Consider the following 16972-nt stretch of genomic DNA (forward strand, 5'->3'; position numbering starts at 1 on the left):
CGTCTTCCTCGTCAGCCACAACAACAACTCCATCCGCGACACATGCGACCGCGTGCTGTGGCTGGAGCGCGGTGAGCTGCTGATGGACGGCCCGACGGACGAGGTCGTACGGGCGTACGAGAAGGAAACGGCACGGTAGCGCTTCACGCGGCGCCCCGGGTGCAACCACGGCGCACCCGCGGCATCCTGGCCCCATGGCCTTGGACCCGGAGATAGCCGCCCTGCTGACGGAACTCGGACTCGACGGACCGGAGCCCGCCGAACCGCCCACGGCCGCCGAGATGCGCAACGCCACCCGCGCCTTCGCCCTCGCCCTCGCGACCACCCCGCCGATCGAGGTGGGATCGGTCGCCGACGACCGGATCACCGGAGTACCGGTCCGGATCTACCGCCCGGAGGGCGAAGGGGCCGTACCCACCGTCGTCTACTTCCACGGCGGCGGCTTCGTCGGCGGCGACCTCGACACCCACGACGGCATCTGCCGCCGCCTCTGCCGCGACCTCACCGCGGTCGTGGTGAGCGTCGCCTACCGGCTCGCCCCCGAATTCCCCTTCCCCGCCGGCTTCGACGACTGCGTCGCGGTGACGAGTCACATCTGCGACCACATCACCGACTACGGCGGCGGCAACCTCGCCGTCGCGGGCGACAGCGCCGGCGGCAATCTGGCCGCCGGAGTCGCCCTCGCCTTCCGCGACGAAGGGCGCCCGCTGGCCGCCCAGTTCCTCGCCTACCCCGGCACCGACCTCAGCGACAAGGCCGACCACCGCTCCCTCACGGAGAATGCCGACGGCTACGCCCTGACCACGGCCGAAATAGACCGCATCAAGCGCCTCTACCTCACCGACCTCCCCGCCGCCGCCGACGGCGCCCCCGCCTCCCCCCTCCGCGCCGACAGCCACGAGGGCCTGCCGCCCGCGGTCATCGGCTGTGCGGAGTTCGATCCGCTGCGGGACGAGGGCCTGGCCTACGCGGACGCCCTGCTGGCCGCAGACGTCGTGGTCGACAAGCACGTCTTCCCGGGCCTGGTCCACGGCTTCCTCCACCTCGCGGGCAAATCCCGGGCGGCGGAGGCGGCAACGGCCCGCCTGATAGGCGAGTTCGGGGAGCTGCTGCGGGCCTGAGCGGTGCTCCGACAGTCCAAATCCTCACAACACGCCGCCCTCAACGAGGATTTGCGCACACACCCACCCCTCGCGCCTGCCCCCGGAGGTACGTGGCCCGTTCGGCCTCCGTGAAATCGCGGTGGAGGGCCGTGCAGATTCTGCGGACGGCTTCTGCCTCGTCGGGGAGGTACACGTTCCAGATCCGCGCGGTGCCGTCGCTGCTGCCGGTGGCGAGGGTGGTGCCGTCGGGGCCGTAGGCCACGGAGGCGACGGGGCCGGTGTGGCCCGTGAGGATGTTGCGGGATTTGCCGGTGGCCGCGTCCCACAGGCGCACGGTCCTGTCGGAGCTGCCGCTCGCGAGGGACTTGCCGTCGGGGCTGAAGGCCAGGGAGGTGACGGTGTTGGTGTGGCCCGTGAGGACGTTGCGGACTTTGCCCGTCGCCACGTCCCAGAGGCGGACGGTGTCGTCACCGGTGCCGCTGGTGAAGCTGCCGTGGTCGCTGCTTCCGGTGGCGAGGGTGGTGCCGTCGGGGCTGAAGGCCATGGAGGTGACCAGGGTGGTGTGCCCGGTAAGCACCTTGCGTCTCTTGCCTGTTGTCACGTCCCACAGTTGCACGGTGGTGCCCCCGCTGCTGGTGGCAAGCGTCCTGGCCTCCGGGCTGAAGGCCATCAATACGACCGGGCCGGCCTGGCCGGTGAGGGTGTCGAGGGCTGCGCCCGTGGCCACGTCCCACAGCCGTACGGTGCTGTCGTTGCCGCCGACGGCCAGGGTCCTGCCGTCGGGGCTGAACGCCGCCGACACCACCGGGGTGGTCTGGCCGGTGAGGGCCACGCGGGCCGCGCCCGTGGTCGCGTCCCACAGGCGTACGGACTTGTCGACGCCGCCGGTGGCGAGGGTCCGGCCGTCCGGGCTGAACGCGACAGCCGTCACGCCGCTGGTGTGGCCGGTGAGGATGCTGCGTGGCGTGCCTGTGGCCAGGTTCCACAGCCGCACTGTGCTGTCGTAGCTGCCGGTGGCGAGGGCGGTGCCGTCGGGGCTGAACGCCATGGACGCAACAGTGCTGGTGTGGCCGGTGAGGACGTTCCGGGTGGTACTTGCGGTGGAGTACCACAGCCGCAGGGTGCCGTCGTAGCTTGCGCTGGCGAGAGTTCTGCCGTCGGGGCTGAAGGCCACCGAAGTCACCGGCGCCGCATGGCCTTTGAAGGTGCCGCGGTTGGTGCCCGTGGCGACGTCCCACAGTTGCACCGTGCGGTCGCCGCCGGCGGTGGCGAGGGTCCTGCCGTCGGGGCTGAAGGCCACCGACGCCACCGGGTCGGCGTGGCCGGTGAGGATGCTGCGGGCCGCGCCCGTGGCCGTGTCCCACAGCCGCGCGGTGGCGTCGTCGCCGCCGGTGGCGAGAATGGTGCCGTCGGGGCTGAACGCCACGGATGCGACGTTGCCGGAATGGCCGGTGAGGACGTTGCGGGTGGTGCCTGTGGTGACGTCCCAGAGTCGCACCGTGCGGTCGCCGCCCGAGGTGGCGAGGGTTCTGCCGTCGGGGCTGAAGGCCACCGAGATCACCGTGCCGGTGTGACCGCTGAAGACGGTGCAGTGCGTGCCCGTCGTCACGTCGCACAGCCGCACGGTCTTGTCACTGCTGCCGGTGGCGACGGTCTTGCCGTCCGGACCGAACGCCACCGAGGTCACGGAAGAGGAGTGACCGGTGGGGATGTTGCGGATCGTTCCCGTGGCCACGTCCGCGAGCCGTACGGTGCCGTCGTCGTTGCTGGCGGCGACGGTCCTGCCGTCCGCGCCCAGGGCGACCGGAACCCTCGATGACCTGTTGCCGGCAAGGAGGTTGCGGGTGGTGCCCGTGGTGACGTCCCGCAGTTGCACCGTGCCGTCGCCGCCCGAGGCGATGAGGGTCTTGCCGTCGCGGCTGAACACTGCCGACATCACCGGGACCCCGCGGTAGGGGAGGAGGTGCCGCAACGGCAGCGCCGCAGCCGCATAGAGGCTGCTGACGGCCTCACTGGTGGGGCTGGTCCGATGGGCCTGGACTGCCAGGAGGGAGGCCAGGTCGGGGTCGGAGTCGATCAACGCGCTGGACTGGGCCGCCAGTTGCCGGGACTGGGCCTCCCGCTGCGCCGTGAGAGCCGCCTCCCGCTGCTGGAAGGCCACACCCGTGGCGACCAGGGCGAGGGCCAGGAGCATCGCGAGACTCGCGAGCAGCTGGCGCAGGCGTCTGGTGCGGCGGCGGTCCCGCCGGCGTTCGGCGGTCTCGTGGTCGATACCGGCGTCGAGGAACGCCTGTGCCACGGGCCCCAGGGCGGCCCGGCACGCGGGGTCGGCGGCCCACTCGCGGGCGAGGGCGAGGCGCGTGCCGCGGTAGAGCTGGCCCGTGTCACGCCCTTCGCGCTCCCACGCCTCGGCCGCCTCCACGAGCGACTGCCGGATGCGCAGCCCCGCGCGGTCCTCGTCCAGCCAGGTGTGCAGCCGCGGCCAGGCGAGCAGCAGCGCCTCGTGCGCCAGCTCCACATGATCCGCGTCCAGCGTCAGCAGCCGGGCCCGGGCGAACGCGTCGAGGACGGCGCTCGCCGCGTCCGGTGCCGGGTCCCGTTCCAGCAGGCGGCCGCGTTCCATGCGGCGCCCGGTGACGCCGGTGTCGTCGAGGTGGACGAGATGCAGCAGCAACCGCCGTGCGACGGGCTGCTGTTCCGGCGGCAGCGCGGAGTAGGCGTGCTCGGCCGTGGTGGCCACCGCCCCCGAGATGCCGCCGGTCAGCTGGTAGCCGGCCACGGTCAGCGTGGTGTCCGTCCGCTGCTGCCAGGTGGCCAGCAGGGCGTGGGAGAGGAGGGGCAGCACCCCGGCCCGCGGGGTGGCCGTGCCGCCCGCGTCGCGGAGCATGAGTTCCACGAGCCCCGGTTCCACCGACAGCCCCGCCTTCTCGGCCGGGCCCGTGATGGCCTCGCGCAACTGCCCCGTGTCCATGGGCCCCAGCGGGACGTGCCCGTGCCGCAGGGCGGCGACCAGCTCCTGGTGCGCCAGGCAGTGCCCGTAGAAATCGGCCCGGATGCCGAGTACGGCCAGGCAGGCCGGGCCTTCGGAGTTGGCCCCGGCCGGTGCGGATGTCAGCGCGTGCAACAGCTCGACGAAGGCCCGCCGTTCGGTTTCGTCCTGGCACAACGTGAACAGTTCCTCGAACTGGTCCACCACCAGGGCGAATCGGGGGGAGTCGGCCGGGTGCGCCTCCGTGGCCCGGTCCAGCAGGGCCCGGAGCGTCGCGGCGGGGTGTTCGCCCGGAGTCAGCAACAACGGCTGCCAGTGCCCTGCCGCACCGGGCGCCGGAAGCACGCCACGTGTCAGGGCGGGTATCAACCCGGCGCGCAACAGGGATGATTTCCCGGCGCCGGACGGGGCGACGACCATCAGCGGCCCCGACCCGTCGAGCCGTTTGGTCAGTTGGGCCACCAGGGCCGCGGTGGCCTGTTCCCGTCCGAAGAACCAGCGGGCGTCCTGCGGCCCGAACGCCGACAGTCCCCGGTACGGGCAACCCCCGCTGTTCCGGACGAGTTCCTCGAGTAACCCGCCGGTGCCGAGCGCCCGGTCGCAGGCGCGCGCCAGCTCCAGCGTCATCGGTTTGTCGCCGTTCTCGACCTTGCTCAGGTAGCCCTTGCTGTAGAAGGCGAGCGTGGACAGTTTGGCCAGCGACACCCCGCGCTCGCGTCGCAGCCTCCGTAAGAGTTCGCCACCGTCGTCCACGATTGAAGATCATCCCAGCGGGCCCAGGCCCGCTCAAGGGCACCTCAACAGGGGTTTCCCGGTCGCCCGTCGCCCGAGGAAACCGGGAAACCGCTTGGCTCGCGCGGGCGCCTTGGGCTGGACTTCCCAGGGGCCCGTCACGGGGGTACGGGCCCCACGGGGTCAGGAGTGCGCCTGCCGCTGGTGCACGCCCATCGCCCGCAACGTCTCCGTTGCGGCCGGGCCGTTGGCGGTTCGTACCGCCTCCGCCCACGCGTGCTTGTACGCGCGGCACTGCGCGCACCGCGGGGGCCGGTACGCCTGCAGCGCGGCCGTCAGCAGCCGGGCCTCCGTCCCGCTCAGCGGGTCGTGGATGGCGAGGTACACCTGCCCGTTCACGGGCGGCTGCGGTACGACCTCGACGGTGCAACCGTGCGCGCGGAACGCGTCGTGCAGGTCGCGGGCCGCCTGGGCGGCGGCCACGCGGACGTGTGGGGGAGTGGGCATGGGGTACCTCGGTGGTGGGGTGTGTTCTCCGTTCCGGAACTCAGTGTCGGTGCGTGGGGCTACCCTCACCAGGGGTAACGGCTTTCGCCGCCTCGACTCTAAAATTTGGGGGCAACTGTGCCTGCGCCCAAGGACCTTGACTCCTCGCTTTCCCTGCCCGCCCTGTACGGGGCGAAGCTGCGCAAGCTGCGTATTCGGGCGGGGTGGACGCAGAGGGAGCTGGGGGACAAGATCCCCATTGCCCACAGCCGGATTGCCCAGTTCGAACTGGGTAACGAGGTGCCGACCGACGACCTCTCCATGCGGCTGGACAAAGTCCTCGGGGCGGACGGTGACTTGCACGACCTGTGGGTGCATGCCAAGCGGTTCCCGCCCAAAGATGCGTTCCGCAGGTTTCGGGACTACGAGGCCAAAGCCACTGCCATACACAAGTACCAGGCGCACGGCGTGCCAGGGCTGTTGCAGACCGAGGCTTACGCGCGCGAAATCATTCGCGAAGCGCTGCCGTGGTGCACGGCGGACCAGATCGAGGAGAAGGTAGCCGCGCGGATCGCTCGCCAGCACGTGTTCGCCAGGAGTGAGCCTCCACTCCTGTGGGCCGTACTGGACGAGGCCGTGATCCGGCGGTCGGTCGGCGGACCGGCAGTCATGCGTGCGCAGTTGGCGCAGCTACTGGAGGCCGCCGGGAAGGCGAACATCGAGCTCCAAGTGCTGCCGTTCGAGGCTGGCGGCCACGCAGCCATGGGCATGTCGGTGACCGTGCTGTCCTTCCACAACGCTCCGGACGTCGTCTACTTGGAAGGTGGGACGCTGACGGAACTCGTGAAGGACTGTCGGGAAGTTGCGCGGCAGTCCCATCGTTACGATCGCGTACACGCATTGGCGCTGCCGCTTGCCCTGTCGCTCAAGCGGATTGAACAGGCAATGGAGGAAGTTGGCGCATGTGCACCATACGAGGAGAGTTGAGCAGAGTCAGTTGGCGCAAATCGACGTACAGCGACGATCAGCATGACTGCGTTGAGGTTGCCGACAGCGAAGCCGTCACGGCCATACGCGACAGCAAACGTCCCTCAGGCCCCGCCCTGATCCTCCCGCGCCAGGCCTGGGCGCGATTCATCCGCACTCTCTGACGGGCCCGCCGCAGGCGCCTCGCCGAACCGTGCGAGCGCAAGCGCACCCAGCACCGCCAGTACGAACCCCGCAATGGCCATGGGCGCGAGCCCATCCCGGGTGCGGTCGCCGAGCCAGATCACGCCCACGAGCGAAGGGCCGAGCGTCTCGCCGATCACCATGCCGGCCGTGGCGGCCGTCACCGAACCCCGTTGCAGGGCGGACGTCAGCAGCAGGAACGCCGAACCGCCGCCCACCAGCACCGCATACGCGGCGGGGTTGGTGAGGACGGCCCCGGGCGACACGTCGTCCACGAGTCGCACGGCCACCTCCACCACCCCGAAGCCGATGCCCGCGCCGAGTCCGAGGACGGCGGGCCGGGCGCGGCCCGGAAGGCGACCGCCCGCGGCGCCGATGGCCAGAACGGCGAAGCCCACGCACAGCGTGCCCACCTTCAGGGCCATCGAGCCCGTCTCGTGGCCCTCGGCACCGGACGCGAGGCCCAGCAGCCCCAGCCCGCCGCAGACGGTGAGCACCGCCGCCCACTCCACCCCGCTGAGGCGGGTCCGCATCACCCAGGCCGCGGTGACAGCGGTGACCGCCAGACTCGAAGCCAGCGCAGCGCCCACGGCGTAGATCGGGATCAGCCGGAGCGCGGCGACCTCCAGTACGAAGCCGATGGCGTCGAGCGCGAGCCCGGCCACGTACCGCCACTGCCGCACCACCCGCATCAGCAGCACGGCGTCCACGCCGGACCCGCTGCCGGGGGCCGTTGCACGGGCGGCAACCGCCTGGAGGACGGAGGCGGTGCCGAAGCAGACCGCGGTGCCGAGGGCACAGAGCATTCCGAGGATCACGGGACCGACTCTAGGGGTGTCGGAGGGCAGGTCTAGGGTGGGCGGCACTCTTCAGTACACGGGGGCGAAAAAGATGGGACAGACGGGACAACCCCGCCGCTGGCGGTCGAGCACGGTCATACTCGGCGGGATGGGCCTGCTGGCCACCGCCCTGACCTCCTGCGGGTCGGAGCCGGACAAGCGGTGCGTCGACCCGAACAGCTATGACGTGTCCAAGGGTTACAAGGTCCTGGACAGCAAGGCCTGCAAGGACAACAAGGGCGGCGGCGGGGCCGGCGGTGCCGGTGGCCGCTGGTACTACGGCGCGGACCGCACCAACGGCTATGCGGACCGTGGCACGTTCACGAAGAGCCAGGCCGTCAACCGCGGCGGTTTCGGCTGCTCGGGCAGCCACTCCGTGGGCGGCTGAGCGGGATGCGGCGCCACCGCATCACCCCTCGCCCGGGCTGGCAGGCGACGGTCGAGGAACAGGGCCTGATCTATCCGCTGTGCCGGCACCCGGACGGTTCGCTGCGGCCGTACTGGGACGAGAGCGCGTACTACTCCTTCACGCTGCCCGAGGTCGAGGTGCTGGAGGCGGTGGTGGCGGAGCTGCACGAGATGTGTCTGGCCGCGGCGGGGCACATCGTCGAGAAGGAGCGGTTCGCGGATCTCGGCATCACGGATCCGCGGCTGGCGGCGCTCGTCGCGGAGGCGTGGGAGCGGAGTGACGAACTGCCGTCGCTGTACGGGCGGTTCGACCTGCACTACGACGGGCGCACGGGGGCGCCCGCCAAGATGCTGGAGTACAACGCGGACACGCCGACGTCCCTGGTGGAGGCGGCGAGTGCGCAGTGGTTCTGGATGGAGGACCGGTTCGGGGACGTGCCGGGCACGGACCAGTGGAACTCGTTGCACGAGCGGCTGGTGGAGGCGTGGCGGCGGCAGGCGCCGCTGCTGCCGCCGGGTGCGCCGGTGCACTTCGCGCACTCGGCGGGGGACGAGCTGGGCGAGGACCTGATGACGGTCGCGTACCTGCGCGAGACGGCCGACCAGGCGGGCCTCGCGACGGAGGCGATCTCGATGGAGGACATCGGGTGGGACCCGCTGTCCGGCCGGTTCGTGGACAAGTCGCTGCGGTTCATACGGGCGTGCTTCAAGCTCTACCCGTGGGAGTGGCTGGCGACGGACGAGTTCGGTCCGCATGTGCTGGACACGCTCGACAACGGCGGGGGCACGGGCTCGACGCTGTGGATCGAGCCGGCGTGGAAGATGCTGCTGTCCAACAAGGCGCTGCTGGCGGTGCTGTGGGAGCTGTTCCCGGGGCACCCGAACCTGCTGCCGGCGTATCTGGACGGTCCGCGGGAGCTGGCCCGTACGACGGGCTATGCGGCGAAGCCGCTGCTGGGGCGGGAGGGTGCGGGCGTCACGCTGCATGAGCCGGGCGCCCCGGACCCGGTGGTCCGGGACGAACCCTGCTGCTACCAGGAGCTGGCGCCGCTGCCGGACTTCGACGGCAACCGGGTGGTGCTCGGTGCGTGGACGGTGGAGGGGGAGCCCTCCGGGCTGGGCATCCGCGAGTCGGCGGGGCCGATCACGGACGGGTACGCGAGGTTCGTGCCGCACGTGATCGCCCCGTAAGCAGGCGCCCCGTGAGGGGCGCGGGGCTGTTGACATTTGCGGCTCCGTCGCGTGGGCGCGACGCACTGCAGGCGCCCCGTGAGGGGCGCGGGGAACTGCGCGATCAGCCACGACGCGCCCGCAGACGAGGGGCGGCTTACGGGGTGCGCACCCTAGTGGCCGCCGCCCAACAGCCCGCCGAGGATCGGCACTCCGCCGAGCAGCCCGACCAGCGGTGCCAGCGGCCCGCCGTCGGGCGCGTGCTCCGGTCCGCCCTCCTCCTCGTCCTCGCCGGGCCCGGGCATCGGGGCCTTCTTGGCCGCGGGCTTGGCGGCGGGCTTGGCCGCCTGAGGAGCCGCCTGAGGAGCCGCCTGCGGGGCGGCTTGTGGCGCAGGGGCGGCCTCGGGCGCCGTGAGCTCCTTGTCCAGTTGCCGGATATCCGACGCCTTCGGCAAATCGGCCTGCGCGTTCAGCGCCACGGCCTCGGGGACGATGGGACGCGCGGCCGGAGCGTCGGCCGCCGCCGCCTCCAGCGGGGCGACGGCGGCGACGGACAGAGCGGCGGCCAGGGGGGCCAGTGCGTAGCGGAAGCGCATGGGGAGTTCTCCTTCGGCGCGAATCGACAAGCTTCGCAAGGAGAACGAATCGGGACAGGTGGGGTCACCCGTCAGCTGCCCAGTACCGCCCGCAGCTGTTCCAGTCCCCAGTCCAGGTCCTCCTTGGAGATGACCAGCGGGGGTGCGATCCGGATCGTCGAGCCGTGCGTGTCCTTGACCAGGACCCGCCGCTCCATCAGCCGTTCCGAGATCTCCCGCCCCGTCCCGTGGGACGGGGCGATGTCGATGCCCGCCCACAGGCCGCGGCCGCGGACCGCGGTCACCGCGCCGGAGGCGGTCAGGCGGACGAGTTCGTGGTGCAGGTGGTCGCCCAGCTCCGTCGCCCGCTCCTGGTACTCGCCGGAGCGCAGGATGGCGATGACCTCCAGGGCCACCGCGCACGCCAGCGGATTCCCCCCGAAGGTGGAACCGTGTTCGCCGGGCCGGTAGACGCCGAGGACGTCCTGGGACGAGACCACGGCCGAGACCGGGACCACGCCGCCGCCCAGCGCCTTGCCCAGCACGTACATGTCGGGCACCACGTCCTCGTGCTCGCACGCGAACGTCTTCCCCGTGCGGCCCAGGCCGGACTGGATCTCGTCCGCGATGAAGAGGACGTTCCGCTCGGCCGTCAGCCGCCGCACCCCCGCGAGGTAGCCCGGCGGCGGCACCAGCACGCCCGCCTCGCCCTGGATCGGCTCCAGCAGCACGGCCACCGTGTGCTCGTCGACCGCGGCCTCCAGCGCCGCCAGGTCTCCGTAGGGGACGATCTCGAAGCCGGGGGTGTACGGGCCGAAGTCGGCCCGGGCCTCCGGGTCCGTCGAGAAGGAGATGATCGTGGTCGTGCGCCCGTGGAAGTTGTTGTCCGCCACGACGATCTTCGCCCGGCCGTCGGGCACGCCCTTGACGCGGTAGCCCCATTTACGGGCGGTCTTCACGGCCGTCTCGACCGCCTCCGCACCGGTGTTCATGGGGAGGACCATCTCCATGCCGCACAACGCGGCGAGTTCTGCGCAGAAGTCGGCGAACCGGTCGTGGTGGAAGGCGCGTGAGGTGAGCGTCACCCGGTCGAGCTGGGCTCTGGCGGCGTCGATCAGACGGCGGTTGCCGTGGCCGAAGTTGAGGGCCGAGTAGCCGGCCAGCATGTCGAGATAGCGGCGGCCCTCGACGTCGGTCATCCATGCGCCCTGCGCGGTCGCCACCACGACCGGCAGCGGGTGGTAGTTGTGCGCGCTGTGCTCCTCGGCGGCGGCGATGCTGCGTTCTGTGGACGTCAACACGTGCTCCGTTCGGGTCGGTGCAGGCTGCTGCCGCCTTTTCTACACCCCTGTCGGCCACCGTCGGCCCGAGTCCGTCGCCACACCTGAGAGAATGTGTGCATGGCCCTTGATCGTCCGCGCGCCCTGTCCGGTATCCAGCCCACTGCAGGCTCGTTCCACCTCGGGAACTACCTCGGTGCCATCCGCCAGTACGTGGCCCTGCAGGAGACCCACGACGCCTTCTACATGGTCGTCGACCTGCATGCGATCACGGTGCCGCAGAACCCGATGGAGCTGCGCGCCAACACCCGCATCGCCGCCGCCCAGCTGCTGGCCGCCGGGCTCGACCCGGAGCGCTGCACCCTCTTCATCCAGAGCCACGTCCCCGAGCACGCGCAGCTCGCCTGGGTCATGAACTGCCTCACCGGCTTCGGCGAGGCCTCCCGCATGACCCAGTTCAAGGACAAGTCGGCCAAGCAGGGCGCCGACCGCACCACCGTCGGCCTGTTCACGTACCCGATCCTGCAGGTCGCCGACATCCTGCTGTACCAGGCCGACTCCGTGCCGGTCGGCGAGGACCAGCGCCAGCACGTCGAGCTGACCCGCGACATCGCCGAGCGCTTCAACGGGACCTACGGCGACACCTTCACCGTCCCGTCGGCGCACATCGTCCGCGAGACCGCGAAGATCTACGACCTGCAGGACCCGACGGCCAAGATGAGCAAGTCGGCCTCGACCGCCAAGGGCCTGATCAACCTGCTCGACGAGCCCAAGGTCTCGGCGAAGAAGATCAAGAGCGCGGTCACCGACACGGACACCGTGATCCGCTTCGACCCGGAGCACAAGCCGGGCGTCAGTAATCTGCTCACCATCTACTCCACGCTCACGGGCACCGGAATCCCGGAACTGGAGGAGAAGTACCAGGGCAAGGGCTACGGTGCGCTCAAGACCGACCTCGCCGAGGTGATGGTGGAGTGGGTGACCCCGTTCCGCGCGCGTACGCAGGAGTACCTGGACGACCCGGAGACCCTGGACGCCGTCCTGGCCAAGGGCGCGGAGAAGGCCCGCGCCGTCGCGGCCGAGACGCTCGCCCAGGCCTACGACAAGGTGGGCTTCCTGCCCGCCAAGCACTGAGGGCCATGGTCCCCCGGCCGCCGGGACCAGGGAATCTGGCAGCGGACCCGGCACAGCCGCCACACTGACCACGGGCACACACAGGCGCACAGGAGCAGCAGGAGGGAGAACGCAATGGGAACCGTGACGCTCGGCGTTTCGATCGCGGTCCCGGAGCCGTACGGCAGCTTTCTCCAGAAGCGCCGGGAAGGCTTCGGGGACCCGCACGCCCATGGCATTCCCACGCATGTGACCCTGCTGCCGCCGACCGAGGTCGACGCGTCGTCGCTGCCCGCGATCGAGGAGCATCTGGCCGGGGTGGCCGCCCAGGGCCGCTCTTTCCGCATGCGGCTGTCCGGGACGGGCACGTTCCGTCCGCTGTCGCCCGTCGTCTTCGTCAACGTGGTCGAGGGCTCGGCGGCGTGCGCCTGGCTGCAGAAGCGGATCCGCGACGGGTCGGGCCCCGTCGCGCGCGAGCTGCAGTTCCCGTACCACCCGCATGTGACCGTGGCGCACGGCATCGCCGAGGAGGCCATGGACCGGGCGTACGAGGAGCTCGCGGACTACGAGGCGGAGTGGACGACGGGGGGCTTCGCCCTCTACGAGCAGGGGGCGGACGGGGTGTGGCGCCTGGAGCGCGACTTTCCGTTTCGCGGCTCCGCTCCGTCCGTGAGCCCCGCCGTGCCCCGGCAGGGGGGCTCACTGCTGCCGGGAGCCGCGCCGCAGATCCCCTGAAGCGGGTAGAAGAGCCGGCATGAACTGGCTCACGCGGCATCCTGTCTACACCCGGCTGACCCGCACCCACGCGTGGTGCGTCTACGAGACCCTCACCCGGGTCAAGTGGAACCGGCTCGCCGCCACCATCACCTTCAGCAGCTTCCTGGCCCTGTTCCCGCTCGTCACCGTCGGCGCTGCCGTCACCGCAGCGCTGCTCAGCGAGCGGCAGAGCCAGGAGCTCCAGAAACGGCTCACCGCCCAGGTGCCGGGGCTGCACCTCGGCTCGTTCACCGACAACGCCGGCACCGTCGGGCTGATCGCCGGGGCCCTGCTCCTGCTCACCGGCATCAACTGGGTCGGCCAGCTGCGCGAGTGCCTGCGGGCCGTGTGGGAGCTGGAGGAGGACCCCGGGAACGTCGTCCTGCTCAAGCTCAAGGACGCGGCCGTGCTGCTCGGCCTGGGGGCGGTCGCGCTGGTCTCCTTCGGCTGCTCCGCCTTTGCGACCGCCGCCGTCGACTGGGTCGTGAAGCACACGGGGGTGGGCGGCGGCGTCCTGCTCACCGTCGCGGGGTTCTGCGCGGCGGTGCTGGCCGACTTCCTGATGATGCTCTACGTGCTCTCCCGGCTGCCCGGCGTGCACCCGGACCGCCGCAACCTCGCGGTGGCGGCGCTCATCGGGGCCGTCGGCTTCGAGGTGCTCAAGATCGTGCTGAGCAGCTATCTGCGCGGCGTCGCCGCCAAGAGCATGTACGGCGCCTTCGGCACCCCGGTCGCGCTGCTCCTGTGGATCAGCTTCACGGCAAAGCTGACGCTGGCCTGCGCCGCGTGGACGGCAACGCGGAGCGCCCCGAAGGGGCGCGGGGAACTGCGCGAGCAACCACCGTCGGCCCGCGGCCGACGGACCACCTGAGCGGCAGGTCATCTGCGGGAGCGTCGTGGCTGGTCGCGCAGTTCCCCGCGCCCCTGACGGGGCGCGAGGCTCCCGTCGGCTAGCTCTTCGGCCGGCGCCGGACCAGGTCCGGCAACGGGTGCCGGCGGTGCACCACGAACCCCGCCACGGCCAGCACGGCCAGTGCGCCGCCCGTGATGCCGAGGGCCGTCCACATGCCGTCCTTGGAGGAGCCGGTGACGGACGCCTGCGCGCCCGCGCCCTGGCCGGCCCGGCCGCCCGGCTTGTCGCCGCCCTTGGGCGGGACGAGCACGCCCACCGGCTTGACGTGGCCGGCCGCCTCGAAGCCCCAGTCGAGGAGGCGCTGGGTCTCCTTGTAGACCTCGTTGGCCTCCTTGATGTCCGGGTTCATGACCGTGACGAGCAGCTTCTTGCCGTCGTGCTGGGCGACACCCGTGAAGGTGTTGCCGGCGTTGGTGGTCGACCCGTTCTTGACGCCCGCCATGCCCTTGTACGGCTGCAGGCCGGCGGCTCCGGTGAGGAGCCGGTTGGTGTTCTGGATGCCGAAGGTCTCCCGCTTCTTGCCCGGCTTCTCCTCGCCGGGGAACTGCGCGGAGACGGTCGAGCAGTACTCGCGGAAGTCGGCGTTCTGCAGCCCGGAGCGGGCGAAGAGCGTGAGGTCGTAGGCGCTGGAGACCTGGCCCTCGGCGTCGTAGCCGTCGGGCGTGACGACATGGGTGTCGAGCGCCTGGAGCTCCTCGGCGTGCGCCTGCATGTCCTGGACGGTCTTCGCGGTGCCGCCGTTCATCGCGGAGAGCGCGTGCACGGCGTCGTTGCCGGAGCGGAGGAAGACACCGAGCCACAGGTCGTGGACGGTGTACGTCGAGTCCTCCTTGATGCCGACCTGGCTGCTGCCCTCGCCCATGCCCGCCAGGTCGGAGGCGAGCACCTTGTGCTTCTGGTCCTTGGGGAACTTCGGCAGCACGGTGTCGGCGAACAGCATCTTGAGTGTGGACGCCGGCGGGAGCTTCCAGTGCACGTTGTGCGCGGCGAGGATGTCGCCGGACTCGGCGTCCGCGACGAGCCAGGAGTCGCCGCTGATCTCCTTGGGCAGCTGGGGCGCACCCGGCCCGAGCTGCACCTGGGTGCCGGGCTTGCCCAGCAGCTCGCCGCCCACCGTGGACATCTGGGCGGGCGGCTCCTTGGCCGGCTTGTGCGGCGGCCCGGCCTTGCCGTCGGGCGCCGTCGCGCCGTGGGACGCGCCGGGGGAGGCGCTTGCGCTTGGCGACGCCGGCCCGGGGGCGGCGAGGGCGGGCGCGGCCGTCGCCAGGGGGATCAGCAGCGATGCGGAGGCGGCCAGCAGGGCCGCGCCTCCGCGGCGCAGCGCGGCGGACCGCGGGGGGAATGATGTCGTCGTCGGCACGGTCGTGAACGTACCGCCCCCTCCCGCCACCCGGTACGGCGCCTCACGGCGGTCCCCCGGCGAGGACCCGATAGGAGGAGTGCGGGACGCGAAACGCATACTCGGACGCATGGTGAATTCTTCCGGGGATGCCGCTCCCCGAACCCCCGCGACGCTCACTCGCCCCGTGTCCTGGTTCCTGCTCGCCTTCGGGGCCTGGAGCTGGTGCATCTGGATCACTTTCGTCAAGAACCTGTGGAAGGACGCCAGCGGACTCGCATTTGACCGTGCGGGTGACCCGACCGCGTACTTCTGGGTGCACCTGCTGCTTGCGATCACGTCGTTTCTTCTGGGGACGGCTGTCGGGCTCATCGGGTTGCGTGGGGTGCGTGCGTTGCGGCGTACGTCATAGACGTATGGCATAGCGGCAGGACACCGGACATTGCGGACGGGCGGAATCACGGCGATCACTTGGCCGATTCCCCGGACGTGTGTGCGCCCTCGTGTTTACGGTGATGCGCATCACTGGGCGGGAGGGGCACGGCGATGCGTTGTGTGCACAGGGGCACGGTGGTGCCGGTCTTGTTGGCGTTGCTCGCCGGAGGGTGCGGCTTCGCCTCGGGGAGCGAGGACCGCAGTCCGGTCACGGTCGGCACGACGGACCGCGTCACCTCGCTCGACCCGGCGGGCGCCTACGACGCCGGTTCCTGGGCGCTGTTCGGCAACGTCTACCAGTCCCTGCTGACCTTCGCGCCGGGCTCCAGCACGCCGGTGCCGGACGCGGCCCGCAGCTGCGGGTTCCGCGGCGAGGGCCTGCGTACGTACACGTGCGAGCTGCGCCCGCACCTGACGTTCGCCAACGGGCACGAACTCACGGCGCGGGACGTCAAGTTCTCCTTCGACCGCATCAAGCGCATCCACTCCGACCAGGGGCCGGGTTCGCTGCTGGACACGCTGCAGTCGGTGGACGGAGACGGGGGCGGTACCGAGGTCGTCTTCCATCTCCGGGTGCCCGACGCCACGTTCCCGCTGAAGATCGCCACAGGCGCCGGCTCGATCGTCGACAGCACCCGCTACCCCGCGGACCGGCTCCGCACGGGCGACGCGGTGGACGGCTCCGGCCCGTACGGCCTTGCCACGTACCGTGCGGGGGCGGAGGCGGAGCTGCGGCCCAACACCCGCTACACGGGCGCGGTCAAGAGCCTCGGCGGCCCGGTCACGGTGCGGTACTTCGCCGATCCCGACACGCTGGACGAGGCCTGGCAGGAACGTTCCGTCGAGGTCGTCGGCCGGCAGATGCCGCCGGCGGAGATCGCCCGCATCTCGCCGACGGACCCGGGCGTCCGCGTCGTGGAGACCACGGCGCCGAGCATCCGCTCGCTCGTCTTCGACGTGCGGGACGGGGCGCCGCTGAAGGAGACCGCGATCCGGCAGGCGATCGCGGCCGTGCTCGACCGCGAGGCGATCGCGCGCGACGTCCACCGGCGGACGGTGGATCCGCTGTACTCCCTTGTCCCGCAAGGCATCACGGGCCATGCGACGTCGTTCTACGACGCCTACCCGAAGCCGGACGCGGCGCGGGCCCGGGAGATGCTGCGCGAGGCCGGGGTGGCGGTGCCGGTCCGTTTCGGGCTGGCGTATTCGCAGGGCGCGGCGACGGACCAGGAAGCCGCCCTGATCAAAAGGCAGTTGGAGGCCACGGGCCTGTTCCGGGTGACACCGCAGCGGGTGGGCTGGCAGGAATTCCAGGAAGGGTACGCGCGGGGCGCCTACGACGCGTACTGCGTCAGCTGGGTGGCGGACTTCCCGGACCCGGACACGTTCACCACTCCGCTGGTCGGCGCGGACAATGCGCTGCACTCGGGCTATTCGAGCGCACGGGTGGAGAAACTGATCGCCCAGGCGCGGCAGATCTACCAGCGGAACCGGGTGACGGAGGACTTCCGGCAGATCCAGAAGATCGTGGCGGAGGACGTGCCGATGGTGCCGCTGTGGCAGAAGAAAGAGTATGTGCTGACGACGTCGTCGATTTCGGGGGCGGAGTATCTGTCGGACGGGACGGGGATCTGGCGGCTGTGGCGGCTGGGACGTATCTGAGG

16 protein-coding genes and 1 pseudogene are annotated in these 16972 nt (G+C 71.1%); 11 read left to right on the top strand and 6 right to left on the bottom strand.

Going from position 1 to position 16972, the window contains the following annotated elements:
• Both HG542_RS35545 and HG542_RS31815 read left to right on the top strand, forming a co-directional pair.
• Positions 1–139 (top strand): annotated as a pseudogene (locus HG542_RS35545) (ABC transporter ATP-binding protein); the annotation flags it as partial.
• 55 nt (positions 140–194) lie between these two features.
• A complete protein-coding gene (locus HG542_RS31815) occupies positions 195–1121 on the top strand; it encodes an alpha/beta hydrolase (RefSeq protein WP_171087640.1) in 927 nt (308 codons plus the stop codon).
• A gap of 40 nt (positions 1122–1161) precedes the next feature.
• Here HG542_RS31815 and HG542_RS35870 read toward each other — a convergent pair whose 3' ends face one another.
• Positions 1162–4845: an nSTAND1 domain-containing NTPase gene (locus HG542_RS35870; RefSeq protein ID WP_171087642.1), complete on the bottom strand. Its 3684-nt coding sequence runs from the start codon at positions 4843–4845 to the stop codon at positions 1162–1164.
• 162 nt (positions 4846–5007) lie between these two features.
• Positions 5008–5331 (bottom strand): hypothetical protein, encoded by a 324-nt coding sequence (locus HG542_RS31825; protein ID WP_171087644.1) that lies wholly within the window; start codon positions 5329–5331, stop codon positions 5008–5010.
• Between the two features lie 117 nt (positions 5332–5448).
• On the opposite strand from HG542_RS31825, the gene HG542_RS31830 reads away from it, so the two are divergent.
• Both HG542_RS31830 and HG542_RS31835 read left to right on the top strand, forming a co-directional pair.
• Positions 5449–6297 carry a helix-turn-helix domain-containing protein gene (locus tag HG542_RS31830; protein WP_171087646.1) on the top strand — a complete coding sequence of 283 codons (849 nt, stop codon included), beginning with the start codon at positions 5449–5451 and terminating at the stop codon, positions 6295–6297.
• Positions 6273–6461 carry a DUF397 domain-containing protein gene (locus tag HG542_RS31835; RefSeq protein ID WP_171087648.1) on the top strand — a complete coding sequence of 63 codons (189 nt, stop codon included), beginning with the start codon at positions 6273–6275 and terminating at the stop codon, positions 6459–6461. Before HG542_RS31830 ends, HG542_RS31835 begins: the two co-directional genes overlap by 25 nt.
• On the opposite strand, the gene HG542_RS31840 is transcribed toward HG542_RS31835, so the two are convergent.
• A complete protein-coding gene (locus HG542_RS31840) occupies positions 6402–7286 on the bottom strand; it encodes a DMT family protein (protein WP_171087694.1) in 885 nt (294 codons plus the stop codon). The genes HG542_RS31835 and HG542_RS31840 overlap by 60 nt on opposite strands.
• Before the next feature lie 85 nt (positions 7287–7371).
• On the opposite strand from HG542_RS31840, the gene HG542_RS31845 reads away from it, so the two are divergent.
• The gene (locus HG542_RS31845) at positions 7372–7707 is read left to right on the top strand and encodes a hypothetical protein (protein ID WP_171087650.1); all 336 of its coding nucleotides are present in this window, start codon (positions 7372–7374) and stop codon (positions 7705–7707) included.
• 5 nt (positions 7708–7712) lie between these two features.
• Positions 7713–8918: a glutathionylspermidine synthase family protein gene (locus HG542_RS31850; protein ID WP_171087652.1), complete on the top strand. Its 1206-nt coding sequence runs from the start codon at positions 7713–7715 to the stop codon at positions 8916–8918.
• A 152-nt stretch (positions 8919–9070) separates the two neighbouring features.
• Here HG542_RS31850 and HG542_RS31855 read toward each other — a convergent pair whose 3' ends face one another.
• Positions 9071–9493 (bottom strand): hypothetical protein, encoded by a 423-nt coding sequence (locus HG542_RS31855; protein WP_171087654.1) that lies wholly within the window; start codon positions 9491–9493, stop codon positions 9071–9073.
• 71 nt (positions 9494–9564) lie between these two features.
• Positions 9565–10770: an ornithine--oxo-acid transaminase gene (gene rocD, locus HG542_RS31860; RefSeq protein WP_171087656.1), complete on the bottom strand. Its 1206-nt coding sequence runs from the start codon at positions 10768–10770 to the stop codon at positions 9565–9567.
• A 102-nt stretch (positions 10771–10872) separates the two neighbouring features.
• Between rocD and trpS the strand changes: the two genes are divergently transcribed.
• From trpS to HG542_RS31875, 3 genes are all read left to right on the top strand, one after another.
• Positions 10873–11886, top strand: a complete 1014-nt coding sequence (gene trpS, locus HG542_RS31865; protein ID WP_171087658.1) for a tryptophan--tRNA ligase — start codon at positions 10873–10875, stop codon at positions 11884–11886.
• A gap of 114 nt (positions 11887–12000) precedes the next feature.
• Positions 12001–12600 carry a 2'-5' RNA ligase family protein gene (locus HG542_RS31870; RefSeq protein WP_171087660.1) on the top strand — a complete coding sequence of 200 codons (600 nt, stop codon included), beginning with the start codon at positions 12001–12003 and terminating at the stop codon, positions 12598–12600.
• Positions 12601–12619: 19 nt separating this feature from the next.
• Entirely contained in the window at positions 12620–13492 is an 873-nt protein-coding gene (locus HG542_RS31875; protein WP_171087662.1) for a YihY/virulence factor BrkB family protein, read from the top strand.
• A 79-nt stretch (positions 13493–13571) separates the two neighbouring features.
• Here the strand turns inward: HG542_RS31875 and HG542_RS31880 are convergent, their stop codons facing one another.
• On the bottom strand, positions 13572–15104 hold the full coding sequence (locus HG542_RS31880; protein WP_227727053.1) for a D-alanyl-D-alanine carboxypeptidase family protein: 1533 nt from the start codon (positions 15102–15104) through the stop codon (positions 13572–13574).
• On the opposite strand from HG542_RS31880, the gene HG542_RS35560 reads away from it, so the two are divergent.
• Both HG542_RS35560 and HG542_RS31885 read left to right on the top strand, forming a co-directional pair.
• On the top strand, positions 15004–15285 hold the full coding sequence (locus HG542_RS35560) for an SCO4848 family membrane protein (RefSeq protein ID WP_227727055.1): 282 nt from the start codon (positions 15004–15006) through the stop codon (positions 15283–15285). The genes HG542_RS31880 and HG542_RS35560 overlap by 101 nt on opposite strands.
• Positions 15286–15446: 161 nt before the next feature.
• Complete coding sequence (locus tag HG542_RS31885) at positions 15447–16970, top strand: ABC transporter substrate-binding protein (RefSeq protein ID WP_229922538.1); 1524 nt, start codon at positions 15447–15449, stop codon at positions 16968–16970.
• The last annotated feature ends 2 nt before the right edge of the window (positions 16971–16972 follow it).

It is taken from the genome of Streptomyces morookaense, assembly GCF_013030945.1.
Taxonomy (GTDB): Bacteria; Actinomycetota; Actinomycetes; order Streptomycetales; family Streptomycetaceae; genus Streptomyces; species Streptomyces morookaensis.

What these genes read in the sequence shown, in the direction of transcription:
- HG542_RS31815 (WP_171087640.1), top strand. Translation starts at nt 195, where the DNA reads ATGGCCTTGGACCCGGAGATAGCCGCCCTGCTGACGGAACTCGGACTC.
- HG542_RS31825 (WP_171087644.1), bottom strand. Translation starts at nt 5,331, where the DNA reads ATGCCCACTCCCCCACACGTCCGCGTGGCCGCCGCCCAGGCGGCCCGC.
- HG542_RS31835 (WP_171087648.1), top strand. Translation starts at nt 6,273, where the DNA reads ATGTGCACCATACGAGGAGAGTTGAGCAGAGTCAGTTGGCGCAAATCG.
- HG542_RS31840 (WP_171087694.1), bottom strand. Translation starts at nt 7,286, where the DNA reads ATGCTCTGTGCCCTCGGCACCGCGGTCTGCTTCGGCACCGCCTCCGTC.
- HG542_RS31845 (WP_171087650.1), top strand. Translation starts at nt 7,372, where the DNA reads ATGGGACAGACGGGACAACCCCGCCGCTGGCGGTCGAGCACGGTCATA.
- HG542_RS31850 (WP_171087652.1), top strand. Translation starts at nt 7,713, where the DNA reads ATGCGGCGCCACCGCATCACCCCTCGCCCGGGCTGGCAGGCGACGGTC.
- HG542_RS31855 (WP_171087654.1), bottom strand. Translation starts at nt 9,493, where the DNA reads ATGCGCTTCCGCTACGCACTGGCCCCCCTGGCCGCCGCTCTGTCCGTC.
- trpS (WP_171087658.1), top strand. Translation starts at nt 10,873, where the DNA reads ATGGCCCTTGATCGTCCGCGCGCCCTGTCCGGTATCCAGCCCACTGCA.
- HG542_RS31870 (WP_171087660.1), top strand. Translation starts at nt 12,001, where the DNA reads ATGGGAACCGTGACGCTCGGCGTTTCGATCGCGGTCCCGGAGCCGTAC.
- HG542_RS31875 (WP_171087662.1), top strand. Translation starts at nt 12,620, where the DNA reads ATGAACTGGCTCACGCGGCATCCTGTCTACACCCGGCTGACCCGCACC.
- HG542_RS35560 (WP_227727055.1), top strand. Translation starts at nt 15,004, where the DNA reads ATGGTGAATTCTTCCGGGGATGCCGCTCCCCGAACCCCCGCGACGCTC.
- HG542_RS31880 (WP_227727053.1), bottom strand. Translation starts at nt 15,104, where the DNA reads ATGCACCAGCTCCAGGCCCCGAAGGCGAGCAGGAACCAGGACACGGGG.